Raw genomic sequence first — 23,093 nt, 5'->3', positions numbered from 1 at the left:
GACCTGACCCCAGGCTGCCCTGACCCCAGGCTGCCCAGGCTTCTGACCCCAGGCTCCACGCAGCTCAGAACGTGCCCGGGTAGGCGCCGCCGTCCAGCAGCAGGTTCTGCCCGGTGAAGAACCCGGCGTGCGCGCTGCAGACGAAGGCGCAGAAGGCGCCGAACTCGTCGGCCGTGCCGAAGCGCCCGGCCGGGGCCTGGCGGCGGCGCGCTTCGATCACCGCGTCCAGCGGCTGGCCCGTCTTGGCGGCACCGGCGGCCAGCGTGGCACGCAGCCGGTCGGTGTCGAAGGCGCCGGGCAGCAGGTTGTTGATCGTCACGTTGCGCCCGGCCAGCGCCGGCTGGCGCGCGAGCCCGGCGACGAAGCCGGTGAGGCCCGAACGCGCGCCGTTGGACAGGCCCAGCACGTCGATCGGCGCCTTCACCGCGCCCGAGGTGATGTTGACGACGCGGCCGAAGCCGCGCTCGGCCATCGCGTCGACGGTGGCGCGCATCAGCGCGATCGGCGCCAGCATGTTGGCGTCCAGTGCGGCGATCCAGGCTTCGCGCTCCCAGGCGCGGAAGTCGCCCGGCGGCGGCCCGCCGGCGTTGTTGACGAGGATGTCGACCTGCGGCGCGGCGGCCAGCGCCGCGGCGCGGCCGGCTTCGGTCGTGATGTCGCCGGCCACCGCGCGCACCTCGACGGCCGGGTTCAGCGCCCGCAGTTCGGCCGCCGTGGCCTCCAGCGCCTCGGCGCCGCGCGCGGTGACGACGACGTTGACGCCCTCGCCGACCAGCGCGCGTGCGCAGCCCTTGCCCAGCCCCTTGCTGGCGGCGCAGACCAGCGCCCAGCGTCCTGCGATGCCCAGATCCATTCGTGTCTCCTCCAGAGTTTCAGCGTGCACGCGCCAGCAGCGTGATGCCGGCCAGCACCAGCGCCGTGCCGGCGACGATCCAGCCGTTGAACGGCTCGCCCAGCAGCACCACGCCCATCAGGATCGTCGACAGCGGCCCGATCATCCCGGTCTGTGCGGTCAGCGTCGGGCCGATGCGTTCGATGGCCATCATCACCATCAGCACCGGCGCCACCGTGCAGGCGGTGGCGTTGAGCACCGACAGCCACAGCACCGCCGGCGCCACCTCGGCCGCCGACAGCGGCCGCAGCACCAGGAACTGGGCGATGCACAGCACGCAGGCGACGCAGCTCGCCAGCCCGGTGAGGCGCATCGCGCCCAGCCGGCGCACCTCGGCGCCGCTGGCCACCAGGTAGATCGCGTAGCTCACCGCACTGCCGAAGACCAGCGCCGCGCCCAGCGCGGTCTGCGGCCCCGACAGCGTCACCTCGTGGCCGAAGACCAGCAGCACGCCGGCGTAGCTGACCGCCAGCGCCGCCAGCTGGCGCCAGCTCACGCGCTGGCGGAAGAACACGACGCCGAGGAACAGCACCAGCGTCGGGTTGAGGTAGAGGATCAGCCGCTCCAGGCTGGCGCTGATGTACTGCAGCCCGGCGAAGTCCAGCGTGCTGGCGAGGTAGTAGCCGCTGAAGCCCAGGCCCAGCACCACGCCCCAGTCGCGCCGCGTCAGCGCCGGCTTGCCGCGCCCGGCCCACCAGGCGATGGCCATGAACAGCGGCAAGGCGAACAGCATGCGGTACATGACCAGCGTGATCGCGTCGACGCCGTGACGGTAGGCCAGCTTGGCGATGATCGCCTTGCCCGAGAAGGCCACCGACCCGGCGGCGGCCAGCGCCAGGCCGGCGCCGACGGCGTTGGGCGCTGCCGTTCGGGGCTGGACACTCATCACCAGCCGGCGACCAGGCCGTCGCGGCGCGGGTCGCTGGCGGCGACGTAACCCTCGACCGCCGGGTCGCCCAGGCGCCAGATGAACTGGCCGGCGCCGAAGTCCTGGTAGCTGTCGTCGATGACGTCCAGCCGGTGGCCCAGCGCCGCCAGGCCCTGCACGACGGCCGGGTCCATCGCCGCCTCGACGTTGAGCTCCAGGCCGGCGTTGAAGCGCCAGCGCGGCGCGTCGCAGGCGGCCTGCGGGTTCTGGAACCAGTCGACCATGCGCAGCAGGGTCTGCAGATGGCCTTGGGGCTGCATGTTGGCGCCCATCACGCCGAAGCTCATCAGCGGCCGGCCGCCGGCGGTGACGAAGCCCGGGATGATGGTGTGGAACGGGCGTTTGCCCGGCGCCACGACGTTGGCGCTGCCGGGGTCGAGGCTGAAGGCGTGGCCGCGGTTCTGCAGCGACAGCCCCCACTCGGGCACGACGACGCCCGAGCCGAAGCCCATGTAGTTGCTCTGGATGAAGCTGACCATCATCCCGCTCTCGTCGGCGGCGGTGAGGTAGATCGTGCCGCCCTTGGCCGGGTTGCCGGCCTGGAAGTCCTGGGCGCGTTTCGGGTCGATCAGCTTCGCGCGTTCGGCCAGATAGTCGGGCGACAGCAGGTCGGCGGCCGACAGCGCCATCGCCGACGGTTCGGCGACGTGGCGGTAGACGTCGGCGAAGGCCAGCTTCATCGCCTCGATCTGCAGGTGGCGCGCCTCGATGCTGTCGGCGTGGTGTTCGGTCAGGTCGACGTGGCGCAGGATGCCCAGCGCGATCAGCGCCGCGATGCCCTGGCCGTTGGGCGGGATCTCGTGCAGCGTGACGCCGTGATAGTCCATCGCGATCGGCTCGACCCATTCGGGCACGTAGCCGGCGAAGTCGGCCAGCGTGTGCGCCCCGCCCTGGGCCTGCGACTGGCGCACCAGGCTCTCGGCGATCTCGCCGCCGTAGAAGGCCTGGCCGCGCGTCGCGCCGATCGCACGCAGCGCACGCGCCGCACCGGGCAAGCAGAAGCGTTCGCCGATGCGCGGTGCACGGCCACGCGGCAGGAAGGTCTCGGCAAAACCGGGCTGCGAGGTCAGCGACGGCAGCTGCGCCGCCGCGACCCATTTGTCGCCGACGACGACCGGCACCGCGCAGCCGCGTTCGGCGATCTCGGCCGCGGGTTCGAGCAGTTGCGCAAGCGGCAGGCGGCCGAAACGTTCGGCCAGCGCGACCCAGGAGGCCACCGCGCCGGGCACCGTCACCGCGTCCCAGCCGCGGGCCGGCGGCGTGCGCGCGCCGTCGCCGTGGCGGCGGCGGAAGTACTCGGGCGTCCAGGCCGCCGGCGCACGGCCCGAGGCGTTCAGGCCGTGCAGGCGCTCGCCGTCCCAGAGGATGCAGAAGGCGTCGGAGCCCAGGCCGTTGCTGCAGGGCTCGACGACGGTCATCACCGCCGCCGTCGCGACCGCCGCATCGACTGCGTTGCCGCCGGCGGCCATGATGCGCAGCCCGGCCTGCGCCGCCAGCGGATGCGAGGTGGCGACGAGGTTGCGCGCAAACACCGGCAGGCGCCGGCTGGCATAGCCGGCGCTCCAGTCGAAGAAGTCGGGCGAGGCGAAGTCCATCGGGCGATTGTCTCCAGCAGCGGCGGCGAGCGCGTGGCGCGGGCTTCGCCAGTCGTCAAGTCAGCCGCGGTGCGGCGGCGCCTCGCGGTCGGCGAAGAAACGCCGCAACAGCGGCGGCTCGCTGCCGCGGTGCAGCGCGGTGCGGCGTGCACGCAGCCCGGCGTCCTCGGCGGTGAAGCGCTCCAGCCGGCGCTGGTGCTCGATCCAGTTCTCGTCGACGAAGTGCTCGACCCAGCGGCCGGGCTGCGCGGTGTCGCGGAACAGCGCCCACGACAGCGCGCCCTGGCGCAGCCGCGCCGCACGTGTCAGCTGCATCAACGCGGTGAACTCGGGCACGTCGGCGTCGTCGACCTGGTACTCGACGGTGACCATCACCGGCCCGGCGTCGGGCTCGATGTCGATCGCCGGCTCGGCGGCGGCGCGCGGCACCGCCGGCGTGAAGTCGGCGTCCTCGCCTTCGACCGACCAGCGCTGCGCCCAGGGCAGCAGCGCGGCGCCGAGCAGCGACGCCGCGGCGATCGCCTCGGCGACGCCGACGAGGCCCGCGAGCTTGCCGAAGGCCATCGCGCCGAAGGCCGTGCCGGCCATCAGTGCCATCTGGTAGATCGCCATGCCGCGCGCGCGCACCCAGTTCGGCAGCGCGAACTGCGCCGACATCGCCAGCGTGTTGGCCGTCGAGATCCAGGCCATGCCCGAGACGAAGACCGCCGGCACCGCCATCCAGAGCTCGGGCACGAAGGCGGCGATGGCCGCCGCCGCGGCCTGCACGATGCTGCCGTAGCGCACGAACTGGTCGCGGTTGAAACGCCGGCGCCAGCGCGGGAACAGCAGCGCCGCGCAGATCGCGCCGGCGCCCATGCTGGCCATCAACAGCGTGAAGCTGCCGGCGCCGCCGCCCTCGAGCCCCTTGGCGACCAGCGGCAGCAACGCCAGCAGCGCGCTGGACTGCAGGAAGAACAGGAACACGCGCACGATGACGGCACGCATGCGCGGCGACTGGCGCACGTGCTGCAGCCCGACGCGCATCGCGCCGACGAACCGTTCGCCCGGCAGCGCGCTGGTGCGCGGCTCGGAGCGCCAGCGCAGGATCAGCACGAAGGCCACGCCGGCGAGCACCGCGTTGAGCACGAACACCGCCGCGGTGCCGGCCGAGGCCAGCAGCGCGCCGGCGACCACCGGGCCGACGACGCGCGACATGTTCATCGAGATGCCGTTGAGGGCCAGCGCCGCCGGCAGGTGCGCGCGGCCGACGACCTCGGGCACGATGGCCGAGAACACCGGCCAGCGCATCGCCAGCCCGATGCCGTTGAGGAAGGTGAGCAGCAGCAGCAGCGACGGCGTCAGCAGCCCGGCGACGGCCAGCGCGGCGATCAGCAGCGCCACCAGCGACACCCACAGCTGCGTGCCGGCGAAGTACAGCCGCCGGTCGACGATGTCGGCCATCGCGCCGCTGGGCAGGCCGAGCAGGAACACCGGCAGCGTCGAGGCGGTCTGCACCAGCGCCACCATCGCCGGGCTGGTGGTCAGCGTCGTCATCAGCCAGGCGGCCGCAACGTCGTTCATCCACATCGTCATGTTGGCCGCCAGCCAGGCGAACCACAGCCCGCGGAAGACCGGGCCTTCCAGCGGGGCGAGTGCGGCGGGGAGCTTCAAGAACGCGGCGGGCGACGGTGCGAGAGCCGCGAGCGTAGCGCGAGAGCGCTACACGCCGTGCGCGTGGGGGCAGGCGGAAGGGGTACGGCGGAAGGGGTCAGGTCCCACAGGACCTGACCCCGGCATTCAGCGGCGTACGCGGTGGAAGGGGTCCGGCGGAAGGGGTCAGGTCCCGCAGGACCTGACCCCGGCATTCAGCGGCGTACGCGGTGGAAGGGGTCCGGCGGAAGGGGTCAGGTCCCACAGGACCTGACCCCAGCATTCAGCGGCGTACGCGGTGGAAGGGGTCCGGCGGGAGGGGTCAGGTCCCGCAGGACCTGACCCCAGCATTCCCAGCATTCAGCGGCGTACGCGGCGGAAGGGGTCAGGTCCCACGGGACCTGACCCCGGCATTCTGACCCCGGCATTCACCAGCATTCAATCCGCGTCCTGGAACGCCTCCTCGCGCTTGGACTTGATCGACGGCAGCATCACGATGATGACCATCAGCACCGCCGCGACGAGCAGGCCGGCCGACAGCGGGCGCGTCGCGAAGGTGGTCCAGTCGCCGCGCGACAGCAGCAGCGCGCGGCGCAGGTTCTCCTCCATCATCGGCCCGAGGATGAAGCCCAGCAGCAGCGGCGCCGGCTCGCAGCCCAGCTTGTAGAACGCGTAGCCGGCGATGGCGAAGCCCGCGCCCATGAAGACGTCGAAGTTGTTGTTGTTCAGCGTGTACAGGCCGATGCAGCAGAAGACCATGATCGCCGGGAACAGGAAGCGGTAAGGCACCGTCAGCAGCTTGATCCAGATGCCGATCAGCGGCAGGTTCAGGATCACCAGCATCAGGTTGCCGACCCACATCGACGCGATCAGGCCCCAGAACAGCTGCGGGTCGCTGGCCATCACCTGCGGGCCGGGCTGGATGCCCTTGATCGTCATCGCGCCGACCATCAGCGCCATCACCGCGTTCGGCGGGATGCCCAGCGTCAGCATCGGGATGAACGAGGTCTGCGCGCCGGCGTTGTTGGCGCTCTCGGGGCCGGCGATGCCGCGGATGTTGCCCTTGCCGAACGGCACTTCGCCCGGCCGGATGCCCATCTTCTTCTCGACCGTGTAGGCCGCGAACGAGGCCAGCAGCGCGCCGCCGCCGGGCAGCACGCCGAGGATCGAGCCCAGCGAGGTGCCGCGCAGCACCGCCGGCCAGGCGTTGCGGAAGTCGTCGCGCGTCGGCCACAGGCCCTTGACGTCCTTGGTGAAGACCTCGCGCTTCTCGGCCGGCTGGCCGAGGTTGGCGATGATCTCGCCGAAGCCGAAGACGCCCATCGCGATGGCGACGAAGCCGATGCCGTCGGTGAGCTCGGGGATGTCGAAGCTGTAGCGCGGCACGCCGGAGATGACGTCGGTGTTGATCTGGCCGATCAGCAGGCCCAGCACGATCATCGCGATGGCCTTGACCAGCGAGCCCGAAGCCAGCACGACGGCGCCGATCAGGCCCAGCACCATCAGGCTGAAGTACTCGGCCGGGCCGAACTTGAAGGCCAGCTCGGTCAGCGGCGGCGCGAAGGCGGCGATGATGATCGTGCCCACGCAGCCGGCGAAGAACGAGCCCAGGCCGGCGGCGGCCAGCGCCGGGCCGGCACGGCCGCGGCGGGCCATCTGGTAGCCGTCGATCGCCGTGACCACCGAGCTGGACTCGCCGGGCACGTTGATCAGGATCGCGGTCGTCGAGCCGCCGTACTGGGCGCCGTAGTAGATGCCGGCCAGCATGATCAGCGCCGGCGTCGCGTCCAGCGAGTAGATGCTGGGCAGCAGCATGGCGATCGTCGCCACCGGGCCCAGGCCCGGCAGCACGCCGATCAGCGTGCCCAGCAGCGCCCCGCCGAAGGCGTAGGCGAGGTTTTCGAGCGTGAAGGCGACGCCGAAGCCGAGCGCCAGGTTGTTCAGCAGATCCATCTCGTCGCCTTCCTCAGCCCAAGAACGCCGGCCACAGCGGGATCGTCAGGCTCAGGCCCTTGATGAAGATCGCCCAGCTGCCCGCCGTCAGCACGACGGCGCTGATCAGCGCGTCGCGCCAGTGGAACTCGTCGCCGGCGGCCGCCGAGATCACGACCAGCAGCGGGATCGCGATGAACATGCCCAGGTGCGGCAGCGCGAAGCCGAACACGACGACCGAGCCGACGATGATGGCCAGCGGCTTGAACGCCCAGCGGCCGATCGGGTCGCCGTCCTCGGTGGCGATGGTCAGTGCCTTGAACAGCACCATCGAGCCCAGGATCGCGAGCAGGATGCCGAGGCCGAACGGGAAATAGGCCGGCCCGGGCCGTGCGGCGCTGCCGAAGCTGTACTCCTGCGCGCCCCAGGCGAACCCGACGCCGACGGCGACGAACATCAGGCCCGACCAGAAATCCTTCTGGCTCTTGATTTTCAAGGGGTGTCTCCTCCAGCCAAAGCGTGGCGGATTCTGGCAGCGCACCCCGGCGGCGCCGATGTGGATATCACGTAAGCCGGCGTCGGCGCCGGCCGCGTCAGTTCAGCGACGGCGTGCTGCGCAGCACTTCCTCGATCGTCGTCAGCCCTTCGGCGACCTTCATCGCGCCGGCCAGGCGCAGCGGCCGCATGCCGCCCTTGATGCCCTGGCGGCGCAGCGCGTCGGCGTCCAGCGTCGGGTGCACGTGGGCGCGTGCACCCTCGTCCATCACCAGCAGCTCGTACAGCCCGGCGCGGCCGCGGTAGCCGGTGTGGCGGCACTCCAGGCAGCCCACCGGCTTGTAGGCGCGCACGCCGCCGGACAGCCGCCAGGGCTTGACCATGGCCTCCAGCGCCTCGCGCGAGGCGCCCTCGTCGGGCTGCCGACAGGCCGGGCACAGCGTGCGCGTCAGGCGCTGGGCGAGCACGCCGATGACGGTGGCCGAGATCAGGTACGGCGGCACGCCCAGGTCGGCCAGCCGGGTGATCGCGCTGGCCGAGTCGTTGGTGTGCAGCGTGCTGAAGACGAGGTGGCCGGTGAGCGCCGCCTGGATCGCCATCTCGGCGGTCTGCAGGTCGCGGATCTCGCCGACCATGATGATGTCCGGGTCCTGGCGCATCAGCGCCCGCAGCCCTTCGGCAAAACCCATGTCGATCGCCGGCTGGACCTGGGTCTGGTTGAACGCCGGCTCGATCATCTCGATCGGGTCCTCGATCGTGCAGACGTTGACCGTCTCGTTGGCCAGCGCCTTCAGCGTCGCGTACAGCGTCGTCGTCTTGCCGCTGCCGGTGGGGCCGGTGACGAGGATGATGCCGTGCGCGCGCCCGGTCAGCTCCTGCCAGGCGCGGGCCTCGGCGGCGCCGAAACCCAGCGCCTCGACGCCCTTGACCACGGTCTCGGGGTCGAAGATGCGCATCACCAGCTTCTCGCCGAAGGCCGTGGGCATCGTCGACAGCCGCATCTCGACCTCGCCGCCGCCCTCCGGCCTCAGGGTCTTGATGCGCCCGTCCAGCGGCCGGCGGCGCTCGACGACGTCCATGCGGCCGAGCAGCTTGATGCGCGCGACCATCGCGCCCATCACCGTCAGCGGCACCTGGTAGACGGTGTGCAGCACGCCGTCGATGCGAAAGCGGATCGCTCCCATCTCGCGCCGCGGCTCGAGGTGGATGTCGCTGGCGCGCTGGTCGAAGGCGTACTGCCACAGCCAGTCGACGACCTGCACCACGCCCTGGTCGTTGGCGTCCAGCGTGCCCTTGGCGCGGCCGAGCTCGACCAGTTGCTCGAAGCTGGCCGCCGCCGACACCTCGCCGCTCTTCTGCGCCGCCCTCACCGACTTGGCCAGGGCGTAGAACTCGGTCGTGTAGCGGCGCACGTCCTCCGGGTTGGCGACGACCAGCCGCAGCGTGCGCCGGGTGTGGGCCTCGATCTCGGGCACCCAGGCGACGTCGAAGGGCTCGGCGGTGGCCACCGTGACCTCGGTCGGCGACACCGCCACCGGCAGCGCCCGGCGGCTCTCGGCGTAGTGCACGCTCATCACCTCGGCGACACGGCCGACGTCGACCCGCAGCGGGTCGATGCGCAGATAGGGCAAACCGGCGCGGCCGGCCAGCCAGGCGGTCAGCGCCTCGGTGTCCAGCGCCTCGCCGCTGCCGGCGCGCACCAGCCCCGCGCCGCCCAGACGCACCAGCGCATGCAGGCTGGAGGCGCCGGCCCCGAAACGCCGCACCACGCGCTCGGCATCGGCCGGCGTGATCCAGCCGTCGTCGCGCAGCCAGTCGAGCAGCTGGCGCCAGTCGAGCCTTCCACGCGGGGTCTTGCGGTTCATCGTGCCTCTCGTGCGGGTTGCGGCCCGGCGTAGGGCCTGAGCATGCGCAACCACTTGCGCGCCGGCAGGCCGTAGGCGCCGAAACGCGCCTCGATTGTCGCGGCGCGTTCGGTCAGCACGTTGCGCGCCGGCATCTCGACGTGACGGCCGGCGACGACGACGGTGTTGCCCTCCTTCGTCGGCCGCAGGCTCCAGACCTGGTCGGCGCCGAAGACCGCGGCGATGCGCGTGATGCTGCGCTCGAAGCTGGCATCGCGGCCGAAGAGATTCACGCTCATCAGGCCGCCGTCCTCGAGCACGGCGCGGCAGCCGGCGTAGAAGTCTTCGTCGTCGAGCACCGGCGCGGCGGCCTCGTGGTCGTAGAGGTCGACGTGCAGCAGCTGCACGCTCTGCGGCTCGGCCTGCTCGTGCAGCCAGCGCCCGGCGTCGGCCACCACGACGTCGGCCTCGGCCGGCAGGTGGAACCAGTTGCGGCAGACGGCGACGACCTGCGGGTTGAGCTCGACGACCGTCGTCGGCATGCGCAGCGCCTTGTGCGTGAAGCGCGTGATCGCCGCCGCGCCCAGCCCGAGCTGCAGCGCGCGCCCCTGGCCGATGGCCTCGGTGGGCAGCCACAGCAGGCTGGCGAGCATGCGCTGCACGTATTCCAGCTCGACGACCTGGGGCTTGCGGATGCGCATCGCGCCCTGCACCCAGATCGAGCCCAGGTGCAGGTAGCGCACGCCGTCGGATTCGCTCAGCGTGGCTTCGGGCAGGGAGAAAGTCTCTTGTTCGGACATCGGGGATCAGCGTGCGCCGTCCAGGCGCTGGAGTTCGAGCCGGGACATCCCGTACTCGATGAATTCGGTCACGCCGGTGTCGACGGCGCGGCGGAAGTGGCGGCGCGCGGCGGCGCGGTCGCCGTCGAGCAGCGCCTTCTGCCCGGCGAAGAACTGCAGCTCGCATTCGCGCCCCGGGTCGGCACGGCCGCCCTCGCGCGTGGCGGCGAGCGCGTCGTCGTAGCGGGCCTCGCCGGCCAGCCAGCGTGTCACCGGGTGCGGCCAGGCACGTTCACCGGCCGGCGCCACCTGGCGCAGCGTGGCGACGCCGTCGTCGCCGGCGCGGCGCGCGGCCAGGTACAGCCAGATCGGCGCATAACCGGCCTCGCGCACCGAACGGTCCTTCAGCGCGGCCTCGAAGCCGGCGCGCGCCGCGGCAGCGTCGCCGCGCAGGTAGGCGGCGCGGGCCCGGGTCTGCAGCGCGTCCAGGTCGCCCGGGGCACGGCGCAGCGCTTCGCCGGCCCGCTGCTCGGCTTCGTCGTAGGCGCCGCGCATCAGCGCGTTGACCGCCGCGGCGGCATGGGTGGCCGCCGGCTCCGGGTCCAGGGCCAGCGCGGCCTGGAAGTCGGCGCGCGCGGCGTCGAGTTCACCCAGGTGGTCGAGCAGCATCGCGCGCTCGACCAGCGTCTGCGCCCGCAGTGCCGGCGCCAGGCGGTCGCCGGCGAGCACGGTGTCCAGCAGCACGCGGCGGCCGAGCGCCTCGCGCTGGACCTCGGTGACGATGCGCAGGCGGCCGGCACGCAGCTCGGCGTCGAGCGCGGCGTAGCGGGCGCGCATCGTGTCGGCCTGGGCAGGCGTCACCGCCGGCACCTGCACCGTGCCGGCCAGGCGGCCGAAGGCGCGCACCAGGCGCTCGCGGTAGGCCGGGAACTCGGCCGCGCCGACGCGGTCCTGCAGCATCTCCAGATCGGCCTCCAGACGCTGCGACTGCGGCGCCGTCTCGGCGCGCAGCTGCAGGCGGAAGGCCGGCGCCGACTCCTCGGCGCGCGAGCTGCCGCTGCGGCCGAAGGTCGGCTGCTCGAAACGGAACTCGACGCTCTGGCGGTAGCGCCCGGGGCTGGCCAGGCGCAGGCCGCGCGCGCGGTCCGAGCCGTCGGGCAGGCGCAGCACCGACATCGGCAGCGGCAGGCCGTAGTCGGTGACGAAGACCCGCTGCTCGGGGAAACGCCAGGCCGGCGGCAGCGTGTAGCGCTGCACCAGGCGCACCGCGTTGCGGCCCGGCACGTCGGTCATCTCCAGCGCGCCGTCGGCCGCCAGCCCCGGATACAGGCGCAGATGGTCGGCGCGCAGGTCGCGCTCGAACTCGTCGGCCCCGCGCGCGGCGCGCTGGGCGCGCAGCGCCTCGGCGATGTCGCCGTAGAAGGTCTGCACCGACTCGAAGGCGGCCGGCTGGGCGAGCGAGGCGAAACGCAGCACGTCCTCGCCCTCGGCCTGCAGCCGGCCCTGGGTGCCGGGCAGCTCGACCAGCGCCGTCGCGTCGGCACGTGCCGGCAGGCCCCAGCCCAGGCCGCGCGCGATGCGTTCGTCCAGCGGCCCGGTCTGCAGCGAACGGGTCGGGTCGACGAGCAGGCTGCGGCCTTCGGGCTGCAGCTCGGCGACGACGTGGTCGAAGGCCAGCGGGCTGGGCAGCATCGCCGCGACGTCGCGGCGCATCGTGCTGGACACCAGCACCGGCGTCGCGCGCACGCCGGCGGCACGCGCCAGCGCGCCAAGCAGCACGACCTTGTCCTTGCAGTCGCCGTAGCGCTGCGCCAGCGTCTGCGCGGCCGGCGCCGGGCGGTGCGAGCTGGCGCCGATCTCGGTGCCGAAGTAGCGCACCTGGGTCTGCACGAAGTCCAGCATCGCCAGCAGGCGCGCCTCGCGGTCGGCGCCGCGCAGCGCCTCGGCCTGCGCCGAGACCTCGGCCGAGGGCCGCAGCGCGGGCTCGAACAGGGTCTCGGCCCAGCGCGCGACGTCGGCCCAGTCGGCGAACTCGCTGAGCTGCAGCATGTCGTCCAGCCAGCTGTCGGCCGGCGCATACGCGTCCTCGACGAAACGCGGCACCCCGCGGCGGCGGAACTCGGTGATGCGCAGGCCGTCGGCGCTGCGGCCGGCGTCACTGACCTCGGCCGCGCCCGCACGGTGGCGGATGTGGCGCTGCGCCGGCGCCAGCAGGCGGTAGCGGTACAGCCCGGTCGGGCCCAGGCCGTGGCGGGACCAGTCGACCTGGACGAAGCGGCCGTCGAACACCGGGTTGTCGCCGACCAGCGTGTAGGCGAACTCGATGCGGTCGCCGACACGCACGTCGTCCAGCACGATGGAGGCCGTGCGGCGGCCGTCCAGGCGCTGCTGCTCGAGGCCGGTCTCGCGGTCGAGCAGGCGCACGCGGCGCGCGGCCAGCTTGTCGATGCGCGCACCGCCGCGGCGCAGTTCCAGCCGGTGCAGCGTCAGGCGCTCGTAGCTCGGGTCGAACTCGATGCTGATCTGCGACGCGTTCTCCAGGCCGCTGGCGTCGCGCACCTGGCGCACGACGTGGCGGTAGCGCTCGCTGGGCCCGCGCCCGGCCGGCAGGCGGGTCTGCTGGTCGACCAGCAGCACCTGCAGCGGCGCCGCCGGCAGGCCGGCGTCCAGGCCGCTGGCCGACATCGGCTGCACCCAGGCCGGCTCGCGGCCGATCTCGAAACCGGCCGTCTTCGGCGCCGCTGCCGCCGCCCCGGCGGCCAGCAGGCCCGCCGCCAGCGCTGCCCACCAGCGCCTCCACCCTCGTGACATCTTCGGGATCTCCCTGCACTTGCTCTTGCCGCCGCATTGTGACCGGCCCCCGGCACCGGGCCGCCAGCGCGCGCTCAGGCCAGGCCGTGGGCGGCGAAGACCTCGCGCCAGGCGGCGAGCTTGCGCTCGAAGCTCCAGCTGGCGTTGGCCGGGCTGGTGGACGGCAGGCGCAGCGTGGCGAGCCCCAGCGCCTGCAGCCGGCGCATCGTGCGCGCCGACTCGCCGCCGTTGTGCGCCACCGCCTGCAGCCCCGGCGCCAGGCGGCGCAGCGCGGCGAAGTCGTTGAGCTCGGGTTGCTCGATCGCCGTGTCCAGGCTGCCTTCGCGGCGGCAGGCGGCGTAGACGTCCCAGAGGCCCAGGCCGTGGCGCAGCATCTCCTGCAGCCGCTCCGGGTACGGCAGCGCACGCAGGTCCAGGCCCCACAGCGCCGACAGGATGGGCCAGAACTGGTTGCGCGGATGGGCGTAGTACTGGCCGGCCGCCAGCGACGCGACGCCGGGAAAGCTGCCGAGCACCACCAGGCGGGTGCGCGCGTCGGCCACCGGCGCCAGGCCGACGAGGCGGGCGTTCACAGCGCGGCCAGCCGCGGCAGCGCGGCCACGGCGTTGGCCGTCGTCACCGCGGCGGTGTGCTCGGCGGTCCAGCCGCGCAGCGCGGCCAGCGTGCGCGCGATGCGCGGCAGCTCGGCGGGCTCGTTGCGCCCCGGCGCGGCGCCGGCCTCGCGCTCGGCGGCGCTGCGGTACAGCCACTGCGGCGGGATGTCGGGGGCGTCGGTCTCCAGCACCGGCACGGTCTCGGGCAGCGTCGCGGCCAGGCGGCGGATCTGCAGCGCACGCTCGAAACTCATCGCGCCGCCGAAACCCAGGCGCAGCCCGAGCGCGGCGAACTGCGCCGCCTGCGCGTCGCTGCCGTTGAAGGCGTGCGCGATGCCGCCCGCCACCTCGACGCGGCGCAGCCCGTGCAGCAGCAGGTCGGCCGAGCGCCGCACGTGCAGGATCACCGGCAGGCCGGCGTCGCGCGCCAGCGCCAGCTGGGCCAGGTAGAAGCGGCGCTGGCGCTGCAGATCCAGGCCGGGCACGAACAGGTCCAGCCCGATCTCTCCGACGGCCACCAGGCGCGGGTCGTCACGGTAGCGGCGCAGCTCGTCGGCCAGGCGCTGCAGATCCTCGTCGGCGGCGCGGCCGACGTACAGCGGGTGGATGCCCAGCGCATAGGCCAGGCCGTGGCGCTGGGCCAGTTCGCGCACGGCGCCGAAGTTCGCCGCCTCGACCGCCGGGATCACCTGCATCACGACACCGGCGCTGCGCGCGCGGGCGACGACGGCGTCGCGGTCGGCGTCGAATTCCGCGGCGTCGAGATGGCAATGCGTGTCGATCCACATGGCACGATGATGCCGCCAACACCGGGTTCGCCCGGCCGGCAGGACGTGTTACCGTCTCCGGCGGTTCCCGGTGCAGGAGCCCACGACGATGAAGAAGGCACCGCTCTACAGCCGTTCGCGCCGGCCCGCCGAGGCCGCAGCGCCCGTCGCCGCGCCGCCCCCGGCCGCCGCGCCGGAGGCGGCCGTGCCCGCAGCCGCAGCATCGGCCCGTCGACGCCGCGTGCCGGCCGAGGCGCTGTGGGCGGCTGCGGGCGCCGCGGTCGCCGTGCTCGCGCTGCTGGTCTCCGGGCCGTTGCACCCGGGCGCCCGCGTGCTGACACAGGACGACATCGACGCCGCGGTGCGTGCCTCGCTCGAGAAGGAGCCGCTGCCGTCGGCGGCGGCCAAGGCCTACGAGGCCGTCGCGCCGTCGGTGGTGCGGGTCGTCGGCCTGATGGACGAACACGACGACGGCCGCCGGCTCGACGACTCCGAACGTGCGCTGCAGCGCAGCCTGGGCACCGGTGTCGTCGTCATCGACAACGGCACCATCCTGACCAACCTGCACGTCGTCTGGGGCGCGCACCGGGTGCGCGTGACCTTCGCCGACGGCACCGAGTCGCGCGCCCGCCTGGTCGGCGTGCAGACCGAGAACGACCTCGCGGTGCTGCGTGCCGACCACATCCCCGACGACCTGGCCGCGGCGACGATGCGCAGCACCGCCGACCTGCGCCCGGGCGACCACGTCATCGCTGTCGGCAACCCCTTCGGCATCGGCCCGTCGACGAGCTACGGCATCGTCTCGGGGCTGAACCGCGAGTTCCGCTCCGAAGAGGGCAAACGCACGCTGAGCAACCTGATCCAGTTCGACGCCGCCGCCAACCCCGGCAACTCGGGCGGCCCGCTGGTGACGATGGACGGCCAGGTGGTCGGCATCGTCACCGCCATCCTGAACCCCTCGGAGCAGCGCACCTTCGTCGGCATCGGCTTCGCCGTGCCGATCGAGAACGCCGCGGCCGCCGCCGGCATGCCGCCGTTCTGAGGCCGCCCTTACGGAGACCCCCTTGACGCCCGCAAACGAAGCCACCCCGGCGCTGATGGAACGCCTGCTGTACGAGGTCAAGCGGGTCGTCGTCGGCCAGGACCGTTTCCTCGAGCGGGTGCTCGTGGCGCTGCTCGCCCAGGGCCACCTGCTCGTCGAAGGCGTGCCCGGCCTGGCCAAGACGCTGACCGTGAAGACGCTGGCGCGCGCCGTGCGCGGCAGCTTCAAGCGCATCCAGTTCACGCCCGACCTCGTGCCCTCGGACCTCGTCGGCACGCGCATCTACAACCAGAAGACCGGCGAGTTCTCGACCTCGCTGGGCCCGGTGTTCGCCAACCTGGTGCTGGCCGACGAGATCAACCGCGCGCCGGCCAAGGTGCAGAGCGCGCTGCTGGAGGTGATGCAGGAGCGCCAGGTGACGATCGCCGGCGAGAGCCACCGCGTGCCCGAGCCCTTCGTCGTGATGGCGACGCAGAACCCGATCGAGACCGAGGGCACCTACCCGCTGCCCGAGGCCCAGGTCGACCGCTTCATGATGAAGGTGCTGGTCGACTACCCGAGCGAGGAAGAGGAGTTCGTCATCGCCCAGCGCGTGACCGGCCCGGCCGTCGAGATCGACCCGGTGGCCGACACCTTCGCGCTGGCCGCGCTGCAGCGCCAGTGCCGCGAGGTCTACGTCGACCCGGCGCTGATCCAGTACGCGGTGAAGCTGGTCTCGGCGACGCGCACGCCGGCGCGCCACGACTTCGCCGACCTCGGCCGGCTGATCACCTACGGCGCCAGCCCGCGCGCGACGATCGGCATGATCGAAGGCGCGCGTGCGCTGGCGCTGCTCGCCGGCCGGCGCTACGCGCTGCCCGAGGACGTTGCCGGCATGGTCGCCGACGTGATGCGCCACCGTCTGGTGCTGAGCTACGAGGCGCTGGCCGAAGGCGTGACGGCCGACGCCATCGTTCAGCGCGTGATGAAGAAGATCGCGCCGCCGGACAAGCCGCTGGCCGGTGGCCGTTTCGACGGGAGCGCCGGTGCCTGAGTCGGCCGAGCACCTGCTGCGCCGCCTGGAGTGGACGGTGCTGCGCCGCCTGGACGGCGTGCTGCAGGGCGACTGGCGCACGCTGCTGCGCGGCGCCGGCGTCGACCTCGCCGACCTGCGTGAATACCAGCTCTTCGACGACGTGCGCCACATCGACTGGAACGTCACCGCGCGGCTGCAGCAGCCCTACGTGCGCCAGTTCGTCGAGGACCGCGACCTCAGCGCCTGGTTCCTGCTCGACCTGTCGCCGAGCGTCGACTTCGGCTCCGGCGGGTGCAGCAAGCGCGAGGTCGCGCAGGGTTTCGTCGGCGCGCTGGCACGGGTCTTCACGCGCCACGGCAACCGCGTCGGCGCGGTGCTCTACGGCCGCAAGGTCGAGCACGTGCTGCCGCCGTCGGCAACCCGCCGCCACGTGCTCGAACTGCTGCGCCGCATGCAGGCGCCCGCGACGCCCCTGCCCGGCAGCACGCCGACGTCGCTGGCCGAGCTGCTGGACACCGCCGGCGGCATCCTGCGCCGGCGCTCGATGGTCTTCGTCGTCTCCGACTTCATCAGCACGCCCGGCTGGGGCCCGGCGCTGGGCCGGCTGGCGCGCCGCCACGAAGTGGTCGCGGTGCGGGTGCTCGACCCGGTCGAGATGGCGCTGCCCGACGTCGGCCTGGTCACGGTGGAGGACGCCGAGACCGGCGAGCAGCTGCTCGTCGACGCCGCCGACCCCGAGTTCCGCGCCCGCCACGACGCGCTCGCCGCCGAGCAGGAAGAGCGCCTGCGCGCAGCGCTGTTCGAGTCCGGCGCCGACGTGCTGGAACTCGCGACCGACGAGGACCTGCTCGACGCGCTGCTGCGTTTTGCCGACCTGCGCCGCCAGCGCGCGCGGCTGAAGGCCTCGCCGCGGTTGCCGGCGCATCTGCGCCAACGTGCGGAGCCGTTGGGGGCCGGGGCATGAGCCCTCAGGACTTGTCCGGGGCTCATTCCCGCTTGGCGGGACCGGCCGCCAGGCCGAAGGGTGCCCCAGTGAGCCCTCAGGACTTGTCCGGGGCTCATTCCCGCTTGACGGGATCGGCCGCAGGCCGGAGGGTGCCCCAATGAGTTTTCTGTGGCCGCAGATGCTGCCGGCGCTGGCCTTGCTGCCGGTGCTGGTGCTGCTGTACCTGTGGATCCTGCGCAGGCGCCGCCGCGCGACGGTGCGCCTGGCGAGTGTCGCGATCGTCAAGCAGGCGCTGGGCAAAGGCCCGGGCTGGCGCCGCCACGTGCCGCCGGCGCTGCTGGCACTGGCGCTGGCGGTGCTGCTGCTGGCGCTGGCGCGGCCGACGGCGACGCTGACGCTGCCGATGGCCGAACGCACGATCATCCTGGCGATGGACGTCTCGGGCAGCATGCGCGCCGAGGACGTCAAGCCGAACCGGCTGGTCGCCGCGCAGGAGGCGGCGCGCGCCTTCGTCGAGTCGCTGCCGCGCGAGGTGCGCGTCGGCGTCGTGTCCTTCGCCGGCACCGCCGCCGTCGTGCAGGCGCCGACGACCAGCCGCGACGACGTCTTCGCCGCGATCGAGCGTTTCCAGCTCCAGCGCGGCACCGCGATCGGCAGCGGCATCGTGCTGTCGCTGGCGACGATCTTCCCCGACGCCGGCATCGACATCCAGCAGATCACCGGCCAGCGCACGATGCCGCGCATGCTCGGCGATCCGGAGAAGAAGACCGAGTTCACGCCGGTGCCGCCGGGCTCCTACGGTTCGGCGGCGATGATCCTGCTGACCGACGGCCAGCGCACGACCGGCCCCGACCCGATCGACGCCGCGAAGATGGCCGCCGACCGCGGCATCCGCGTCTACACGGTGGGCGTCGGCACGACGCAGGGCGAGATCATCGGCTTCGAGGGCTGGTCGATGCGCGTGCGCCTGGACGAGGACACGCTGCGCCAGATCGCGCAGATGACGACCGGCGAGTACTTCTACGCCGGCACCGCCGAGGATCTGAAGAAGGTCTACCAGCGCCTGGGCTCGCGCATGGTCGTGGAGCGCAAGGAGACCGAGATCACGGCGCTGTTCGCCGGGCTGGGCGCGCTGCTCGCGCTGGCGGCCTCGGCGCTGTCGCTGTGGTGGTTCGGGCGCGTCGCCTGACGCGCCCGGCGCGGTTCAGGCGGGCGTCGGCTCGGAGCGCTTTTTCGCCCGCTTGGCGGTGGCGCGCCGCGGTTTGGCCGGCAGTTGCAGGCCCAGCGGGTCCTGCGTGGCCAGCACCGCGCCGCGTGCCGCGCGTCGGCGCGGCGCGGTGTTGGCGGCCTCCTGCTCGCGCTCGACACGGCGTGCGATCGAACGCTCGGCCAGCGGCAGCACGACGGCGCCGCGCACCGTGCGCACCCCGCCGGCGGCACGCCAGTTCTCGCCCAGGAACAGCGCCCGCTCGGCGCGGCGCCGCCGCGTCAGCCCCGGCAGCGGCTGGAGCACGCCGTCGACACGCGCCTTGTCCCAGACCAGGAACTGATCGGCGGCCCCGGCGGCGTCGCCGGCGTTGAGCTTCTTCAGCAGTGTCGACTTCAGCAGGCTGCCGGCGCCGAGGTTGAAGACGAAGCTGACCAGCGCGCCGAACTGCGCGTCCGACAGCGGCACCGTCACCAGCCGCTGCACGTCACGGCAGGCGTCGAGCAGGTCGGCGCGCAGCAGCGTCTCGGCCTGGGCGCGCGTGATGCCGCCCGGGTACGCGGCACGCGCCTGCTCGCGCGCGGCCGGCCCGCGCAGCCAGCGGCCGGCGTGGTCGGCGATCGCATGGCCCCAGCCGATGGTCCAGATGCCGACCGGGTCGAGATAGGCGTCGACGTTGACCGTGCTCGGGTCGCCGTCGGGGATGCCCTCGAAGCTCTTGACCAGTTCCAGCCCTTCGTCGGGCATGTCGCGCAGCGTTGCCGGCATCGTCGCCTCCTTCCGAAGAAGGAAGCCATTGTTCGCGGCACGCTTCAGGGCGCAATCCCCTGCTGCGTCAGCGCTCCAGGCGCCAGAGTTCGCCGTCGCGGCCGTCGGTCAGCACGTAGAGCCAGCCGTCGGGGCCCTGGCGCAGGTCGCGGATGCGCTGGCCCATCGGCAGACGCTGCTCGTCGACGACGCGGCGGCCGTCCAGCGTCAGCCGCACCAGGGCTTCGCCGCGCAGCGCGCCCAGCATCAGGCTGCCACGCCAGCCCGGGTAACGATCGGAGGTCACGAAAGCCATGCCGCTGGGCGCGATCGACGGCACCCAGACCTTCAGCGGCTGCTCGAAACCGGGCCGCGGCCCTTCGTCGCCGATGCGCGTGCCGGTGCCGTAGTTGCGGCCGTAGGTCAGCAGCGGCCAGCCGTAGTTGCGCCCGCCCTCGACGACGTTGACCTCGTCGCCGCCCTGCGGGCCGTGTTCGCTGGCCCACAGCTCGCCGCTGGCCGGGTGCAGCGCCGCGCCCTGCACGTTGCGGTGGCCCAGGCTCCAGACCTCGGGCGCCCAGCCGGCGCGGCGCGGGTTGTCGGCCGGCGCCCGGCCCTCGCGGTCCAGGCGCACGAACTTGCCGAGGTGGTTGCCCGGCAGCTGGGCGTCGTCGCGGCGCGAGAAGCGGTCGCCCAGGCCGACGGCCAGCGTGCCGTCGCGCAGGAAGACGATGCGCGAGCCGCAGTGGGCGCGGCTGGAGACGCCCGGCTGCTGGACGAAGATCGTGCGCACCTCGGTCAGCCGTTCGCCGACCAGCCGGCCGCGCGCCAGCGCCGTCGTGTTGCCTTCGCCCTGCAGCGCGGCGTAGGTCCAGAACACCAGCCCGTTGCGTTCGAACTCGGGGTCGACGGCGACGTCGAGCAGCCCGCACTGGCCGCGCACGTCGACCGCCGGCAACCCGGCCAGCGGCGGCGACAGCGTGCCGTCGCCGCGCAGCAGGCGCAGCCGGCCGACCTTCTCGGTGACCAGCGCCCGGCCGTCGGGCAGGAAGGCCAGCGCCCAGGGATGGTCCAGCCCGCGTGCGACGACCACCGGGCGCAGCGCGTCGGCGGCGGACACGGGCGCCACGAACGCGGCGACGACGGCGAACAGGGCGAGGCGTTTCATGGCCCGGATGCTGCCGCGGATGGCGGCAACCTTGTGCCGCCGGGGTCTCAGGCCGCGGCCTCGACCACCATCTGCACGCGCTGCTGGCCGTTCCACTCGTCCAGCGACAGTCGGTAGGCCAGGCGCAGGCGCTCGGGCAGCGGCTCGGCATGGCCGAACCAGATCGCGTCGCGCAGCGCGCCGCCATGGCGCAGGCGTAGCTTGGTGTGCTTCTCGCCGACCAGGCGCTGCTGCACGACCTGCACCTCGTCGCAGAACACCGGCGCCTCGAAACCCTGGCCCCAGACCTGGGACTCGAGCAGCGCCACCGTCTTCGTGTCGAACCACTGCGGCTCCAGCGGGCCGTCGACGGCCAGCCGGCGCTCCAGCGTCGCCGCGTCCAGCCATTCGCCGGCGACGGCGCGCAGCGCCTGCTCGAAGGTCTCGAAACCACCTGCGGCCAGCGTGCAGCCGGCGGCCATCGCGTGGCCGCCGAAGCGCAGCAGCAGCCCGGGGTGGCGCTTGGCGACGAGGTCCAGCGCGTCGCGCAGGTGAAAGCCCGGGATCGAGCGCCCGGAGCCCTTGAGCGTGCCGTCGGCGCCGCAGGCGAAGGCGAAGGTCGGCCGGTGCAGCCGGTCCTTCAGCCGGCCGGCGACGATGCCGACCACGCCTTCGTGGAAGCCGGGGTCGAACAGCGCGACGGCCGGGGGCGTGTCGCTGTCGCCGTAGCGCTGCACCGTCGCTTCGGCGGCCTCGCGCATGCCGGCCTCGACCTCGCGGCGCTCGCGGTTGATGGCGTCGAGCTGCGCCGCGAGTTCGGCGGCGCGCATCGGGTCGTCGCTCAGCAGGCACTCGATGCCCAGCGTCATGTCGGCCAGGCGGCCGGCGGCGTTGATGCGCGGCCCGAGCGCGAAGCCGAAGTCGAAGGACGCGGCACGCTCGGGCGCCCGGCGCGCGACGGCGAACAAGGCCGCGACGCCCGGCTGCATGCGCCCGGCGCGCACGCGTGCCAGCCCCAGGCCGACGAGGCGGCGGTTGTTGGCGTCCAGACGCACGACGTCGGCCACCGTGCCCAGCGCCACCAGGTCCAGCAGCGACTCCAGCCGTGGCTGCGAGGCGGCGTCGAAGGCGCCGCGGGCGCGCAGCTCGGCACGCGCGGCCAGCAGCACGTAGAAGACGACGCCGACGCCGGCCAGCGCCTTGCTGTCGAAGGCGCAGCCGGGCTGGTTCGGGTTGACGATGACGTCGGCCGCCGGCAGCACCACGCCCGAGGCGTCCATCGCCGGCAGGTGGTGGTCGGTGACCAGCACCGCGAGGCCGAGCGAACGCGCGTGCGCCACGCCTTCGAGGCTGGCGATGCCGTTGTCGACGGTGACCAGCAGGTCCGGGCGTTTCTCGCGCGCGAGTTCGACGATGGCCGGCGTCAGCCCGTAACCGTGCACCGCGCGGTCGGGCACGACGTAGTGCAGGTGTTCGCGGCGCGCGCCGAGCATCGCCAGGCCGCGCAGCGCGACGGCGCAGGCGGTGGCGCCGTCGCAGTCGTAGTCGGCGACGACGCAGATGCGGCCGCCGCCGGCGACGGTGTCGGCCAGCAGCCGGCCGGCCTCGGCGGCGCCGCGCAGCGCGTCGGGGCGCAGCAGGCGCGAAGGATGGGTGTCGAGCTCGTCGGCGGCGCGCACGCCGCGCGCGGCCAGCAGCCGCGCCAGAAGCGGGTGCACACCGGCCTGTTCGAGCGCGAAGGCCGCACGCGGCGGCACGTCGCGGGATTGCAGGATCACAGGCTCTCCAGAAGCTCGTGCGGCATCGGGCGCGCCAGGCGGGCGCGCAGCGACTGCCAGGCGCCGCCGGCTTCGCAGGCCACCGACGAACGTTCGCCGCACAGCGTCAGCTTGATGGCCTGGCCGCGTGCGCGGGCGGCCAGCAGTTCGGCGACCGGGCCGGCGTCCAGCGTCTGCCAGGCCTGGCACCACGCGGCCCAGTCTTCGTTCAGCGCCGGGCCGCGAAGCCGGGTGTCGACCGTCGGCACCCGGCCCCGCACCGGCTGCGCCGAGCCGCAGCCGCTGAGCCAGAAGGAGTTGACGGTGGGCAGGCCGCGCGCCTCGCGTTCGTCGTTCAGCGGGTGCGTGTACAGCAGCATCTGCACCTCGTTCTGCAGCCGGCGCACGAGGCGCACCTCGGGCTGCTCGGTCAGCCAGGCGTCGACGTGGCGGCCGATGACCCGGTCGGGTGACGCGGTGCGCAGCTCGGCCAGGCTCTCGTGCGCCAGATACCAGCGCAGCGGCGCACCCCAGCGCAGCAGGCAGCCCTCGCTGGTGAACAGCGGCGCCACGGCCTCGAAGAAGGCGCGCGAGGCGGCCTCGTCCAGCGCCAGCCCGGCCGGGTCCAGGAAGCTGATCTGCTCGGTGCCCAGGTGCCAGTGCGCCGGCGTCAGTTCGCCCCAGGCGAGGTCGCCGAGGTCGGTGGCGCCGTCCTGGGCGGCATGCCAGGCGGCCCAGGGCAGCTGGCCGTCGCCGCCGGCGAAACCGAGCGCGAGCGCCAGCGCACGCTCGTGCGGCGGGCTGAAGCTGGTCTCGACGCCGTCGTCGTGCACGCGCGCCGGCAGGCGGGCGAGCAGTTCACGCAGCCGCGGCAGCTCCAGGCTGCGCAGCGCGGCGCGTCCGGCGTCCGACAGCGGCGCCGCGAAGGGAACGATCAGGTGCACGGCGCGCATTATCCGGCGCC

19 protein-coding genes are annotated in these 23,093 nt (G+C 73.3%); 4 read left to right on the top strand and 15 right to left on the bottom strand.

The genetic code is table 11. The annotated features are described in order from the left end of the window. Nucleotides 1-64: 64 nt before the first annotated feature. The 11 genes from G5B56_RS15210 to G5B56_RS15160 all read right to left on the bottom strand — a co-directional run bounded on the left by G5B56_RS15210 (nt 65) and on the right by G5B56_RS15160 (nt 14,289). The gene (locus tag G5B56_RS15210; protein ID WP_164963783.1) at nt 65-853 is read right to left on the bottom strand and encodes an SDR family NAD(P)-dependent oxidoreductase; all 789 of its coding nucleotides are present in this window, start codon (nt 851-853) and stop codon (nt 65-67) included. A 19-nt stretch (nt 854-872) separates the two neighbouring features. After that, nucleotides 873-1,778 (bottom strand): DMT family transporter, encoded by a 906-nt coding sequence (locus G5B56_RS15205; protein ID WP_164963782.1) that lies wholly within the window; start codon nt 1,776-1,778, stop codon nt 873-875. Beyond that, entirely contained in the window at nt 1,778-3,415 is a 1,638-nt protein-coding gene (locus G5B56_RS15200) for a gamma-glutamyltransferase family protein (protein WP_164963781.1), read from the bottom strand. The genes G5B56_RS15205 and G5B56_RS15200 overlap by 1 nt, the downstream gene beginning before the upstream one ends. A gap of 60 nt (nt 3,416-3,475) precedes the next feature. After that, complete coding sequence (locus G5B56_RS15195; protein WP_164963780.1) at nt 3,476-5,068, bottom strand: MFS transporter; 1,593 nt, start codon at nt 5,066-5,068, stop codon at nt 3,476-3,478. Between the two features lie 417 nt (nt 5,069-5,485). Beyond that, nucleotides 5,486-7,000 (bottom strand): tripartite tricarboxylate transporter permease, encoded by a 1,515-nt coding sequence (locus G5B56_RS15190; protein WP_164963779.1) that lies wholly within the window; start codon nt 6,998-7,000, stop codon nt 5,486-5,488. A 13-nt stretch (nt 7,001-7,013) separates the two neighbouring features. Then, the gene (locus tag G5B56_RS15185; RefSeq protein ID WP_009858646.1) at nt 7,014-7,475 is read right to left on the bottom strand and encodes a tripartite tricarboxylate transporter TctB family protein; all 462 of its coding nucleotides are present in this window, start codon (nt 7,473-7,475) and stop codon (nt 7,014-7,016) included. Nucleotides 7,476-7,572: 97 nt separating this feature from the next. Then, the gene (locus G5B56_RS15180) at nt 7,573-9,339 is read right to left on the bottom strand and encodes a GspE/PulE family protein (protein WP_009858645.1); all 1,767 of its coding nucleotides are present in this window, start codon (nt 9,337-9,339) and stop codon (nt 7,573-7,575) included. Continuing rightward, entirely contained in the window at nt 9,336-10,118 is a 783-nt protein-coding gene (locus G5B56_RS15175) for a hypothetical protein (RefSeq protein WP_009858644.1), read from the bottom strand. The genes G5B56_RS15180 and G5B56_RS15175 overlap by 4 nt, the downstream gene beginning before the upstream one ends. 6 nt (nt 10,119-10,124) lie before the next feature. Then, nucleotides 10,125-12,908 (bottom strand): DUF3857 domain-containing protein, encoded by a 2,784-nt coding sequence (locus tag G5B56_RS15170; RefSeq protein WP_164963778.1) that lies wholly within the window; start codon nt 12,906-12,908, stop codon nt 10,125-10,127. Between the two features lie 74 nt (nt 12,909-12,982). Next, nucleotides 12,983-13,480, bottom strand: a complete 498-nt coding sequence (locus tag G5B56_RS15165) for a DNA-deoxyinosine glycosylase (protein ID WP_009858642.1) — start codon at nt 13,478-13,480, stop codon at nt 12,983-12,985. After that, complete coding sequence (locus G5B56_RS15160; protein WP_164963777.1) at nt 13,477-14,289, bottom strand: TatD family hydrolase; 813 nt, start codon at nt 14,287-14,289, stop codon at nt 13,477-13,479. Before G5B56_RS15160 ends, G5B56_RS15165 begins: the two co-directional genes overlap by 4 nt. Before the next feature lie 88 nt (nt 14,290-14,377). On the opposite strand from G5B56_RS15160, the gene G5B56_RS15155 reads away from it, so the two are divergent. From G5B56_RS15155 to G5B56_RS15140, 4 genes are all read left to right on the top strand, one after another. Continuing rightward, nucleotides 14,378-15,310 carry a S1C family serine protease gene (locus G5B56_RS15155; RefSeq protein ID WP_164963776.1) on the top strand — a complete coding sequence of 311 codons (933 nt, stop codon included), beginning with the start codon at nt 14,378-14,380 and terminating at the stop codon, nt 15,308-15,310. A 55-nt stretch (nt 15,311-15,365) separates the two neighbouring features. Continuing rightward, nucleotides 15,366-16,343, top strand: a complete 978-nt coding sequence (locus tag G5B56_RS15150; protein WP_164963880.1) for a MoxR family ATPase — start codon at nt 15,366-15,368, stop codon at nt 16,341-16,343. Further along, the gene (locus tag G5B56_RS15145; RefSeq protein WP_240920825.1) at nt 16,336-17,289 is read left to right on the top strand and encodes a DUF58 domain-containing protein; all 954 of its coding nucleotides are present in this window, start codon (nt 16,336-16,338) and stop codon (nt 17,287-17,289) included. The genes G5B56_RS15150 and G5B56_RS15145 overlap by 8 nt, the downstream gene beginning before the upstream one ends. Nucleotides 17,290-17,428: 139 nt before the next feature. Further along, nucleotides 17,429-18,460, top strand: a complete 1,032-nt coding sequence (locus G5B56_RS15140; RefSeq protein ID WP_164963774.1) for a VWA domain-containing protein — start codon at nt 17,429-17,431, stop codon at nt 18,458-18,460. 15 nt (nt 18,461-18,475) lie between these two features. Here G5B56_RS15140 and G5B56_RS15135 read toward each other — a convergent pair whose 3' ends face one another. The 4 genes from G5B56_RS15135 to G5B56_RS15120 form a co-directional block, all read right to left on the bottom strand. Further along, on the bottom strand, nt 18,476-19,246 hold the full coding sequence (locus G5B56_RS15135) for a lysozyme (RefSeq protein WP_009855560.1): 771 nt from the start codon (nt 19,244-19,246) through the stop codon (nt 18,476-18,478). Between the two features lie 67 nt (nt 19,247-19,313). After that, nucleotides 19,314-20,393: a PQQ-dependent sugar dehydrogenase gene (locus G5B56_RS15130; RefSeq protein ID WP_164963773.1), complete on the bottom strand. Its 1,080-nt coding sequence runs from the start codon at nt 20,391-20,393 to the stop codon at nt 19,314-19,316. Between the two features lie 47 nt (nt 20,394-20,440). Beyond that, entirely contained in the window at nt 20,441-22,150 is a 1,710-nt protein-coding gene (gene recJ, locus G5B56_RS15125) for a single-stranded-DNA-specific exonuclease RecJ (RefSeq protein WP_164963772.1), read from the bottom strand. Continuing rightward, nucleotides 22,147-23,082, bottom strand: a complete 936-nt coding sequence (locus tag G5B56_RS15120) for a hypothetical protein (protein WP_164963771.1) — start codon at nt 23,080-23,082, stop codon at nt 22,147-22,149. The genes recJ and G5B56_RS15120 overlap by 4 nt, the downstream gene beginning before the upstream one ends. Nucleotides 23,083-23,093 lie beyond the last annotated feature (11 nt).

It is taken from the genome of Rubrivivax sp. JA1026 (assembly GCF_011065555.1).
In the GTDB taxonomy this organism is placed as follows: domain Bacteria; phylum Pseudomonadota; class Gammaproteobacteria; order Burkholderiales; family Burkholderiaceae_C; genus Rubrivivax; species Rubrivivax benzoatilyticus.
Note: the sequence above shows the minus strand (reverse complement) of the source record. Positions and strands in the feature narration are given on the sequence as shown.

Excerpts from the sequence above, each read along its gene's own strand:
- G5B56_RS15205 (WP_164963782.1), bottom strand. The coding sequence starts at position 1,778 with ATGAGTGTCCAGCCCCGAACGGCAGCGCCCAACGCCGTCGGCGCCGGC.
- G5B56_RS15130 (WP_164963773.1), bottom strand. The coding sequence starts at position 20,393 with ATGAAACGCCTCGCCCTGTTCGCCGTCGTCGCCGCGTTCGTGGCGCCC.
- G5B56_RS15160 (WP_164963777.1), bottom strand. The coding sequence starts at position 14,289 with ATGTGGATCGACACGCATTGCCATCTCGACGCCGCGGAATTCGACGCC.
- G5B56_RS15210 (WP_164963783.1), bottom strand. The coding sequence starts at position 853 with ATGGATCTGGGCATCGCAGGACGCTGGGCGCTGGTCTGCGCCGCCAGC.
- G5B56_RS15135 (WP_009855560.1), bottom strand. The coding sequence starts at position 19,246 with ATGCCGGCAACGCTGCGCGACATGCCCGACGAAGGGCTGGAACTGGTC.
- G5B56_RS15190 (WP_164963779.1), bottom strand. The coding sequence starts at position 7,000 with ATGGATCTGCTGAACAACCTGGCGCTCGGCTTCGGCGTCGCCTTCACG.
- G5B56_RS15200 (WP_164963781.1), bottom strand. The coding sequence starts at position 3,415 with ATGGACTTCGCCTCGCCCGACTTCTTCGACTGGAGCGCCGGCTATGCC.
- G5B56_RS15155 (WP_164963776.1), top strand. The coding sequence starts at position 14,378 with ATGAAGAAGGCACCGCTCTACAGCCGTTCGCGCCGGCCCGCCGAGGCC.
- G5B56_RS15140 (WP_164963774.1), top strand. The coding sequence starts at position 17,429 with ATGAGTTTTCTGTGGCCGCAGATGCTGCCGGCGCTGGCCTTGCTGCCG.
- G5B56_RS15120 (WP_164963771.1), bottom strand. The coding sequence starts at position 23,082 with ATGCGCGCCGTGCACCTGATCGTTCCCTTCGCGGCGCCGCTGTCGGAC.
- G5B56_RS15150 (WP_164963880.1), top strand. The coding sequence starts at position 15,366 with ATGGAACGCCTGCTGTACGAGGTCAAGCGGGTCGTCGTCGGCCAGGAC.
- G5B56_RS15175 (WP_009858644.1), bottom strand. The coding sequence starts at position 10,118 with ATGTCCGAACAAGAGACTTTCTCCCTGCCCGAAGCCACGCTGAGCGAA.
- G5B56_RS15170 (WP_164963778.1), bottom strand. The coding sequence starts at position 12,908 with ATGTCACGAGGGTGGAGGCGCTGGTGGGCAGCGCTGGCGGCGGGCCTG.
- G5B56_RS15180 (WP_009858645.1), bottom strand. The coding sequence starts at position 9,339 with ATGAACCGCAAGACCCCGCGTGGAAGGCTCGACTGGCGCCAGCTGCTC.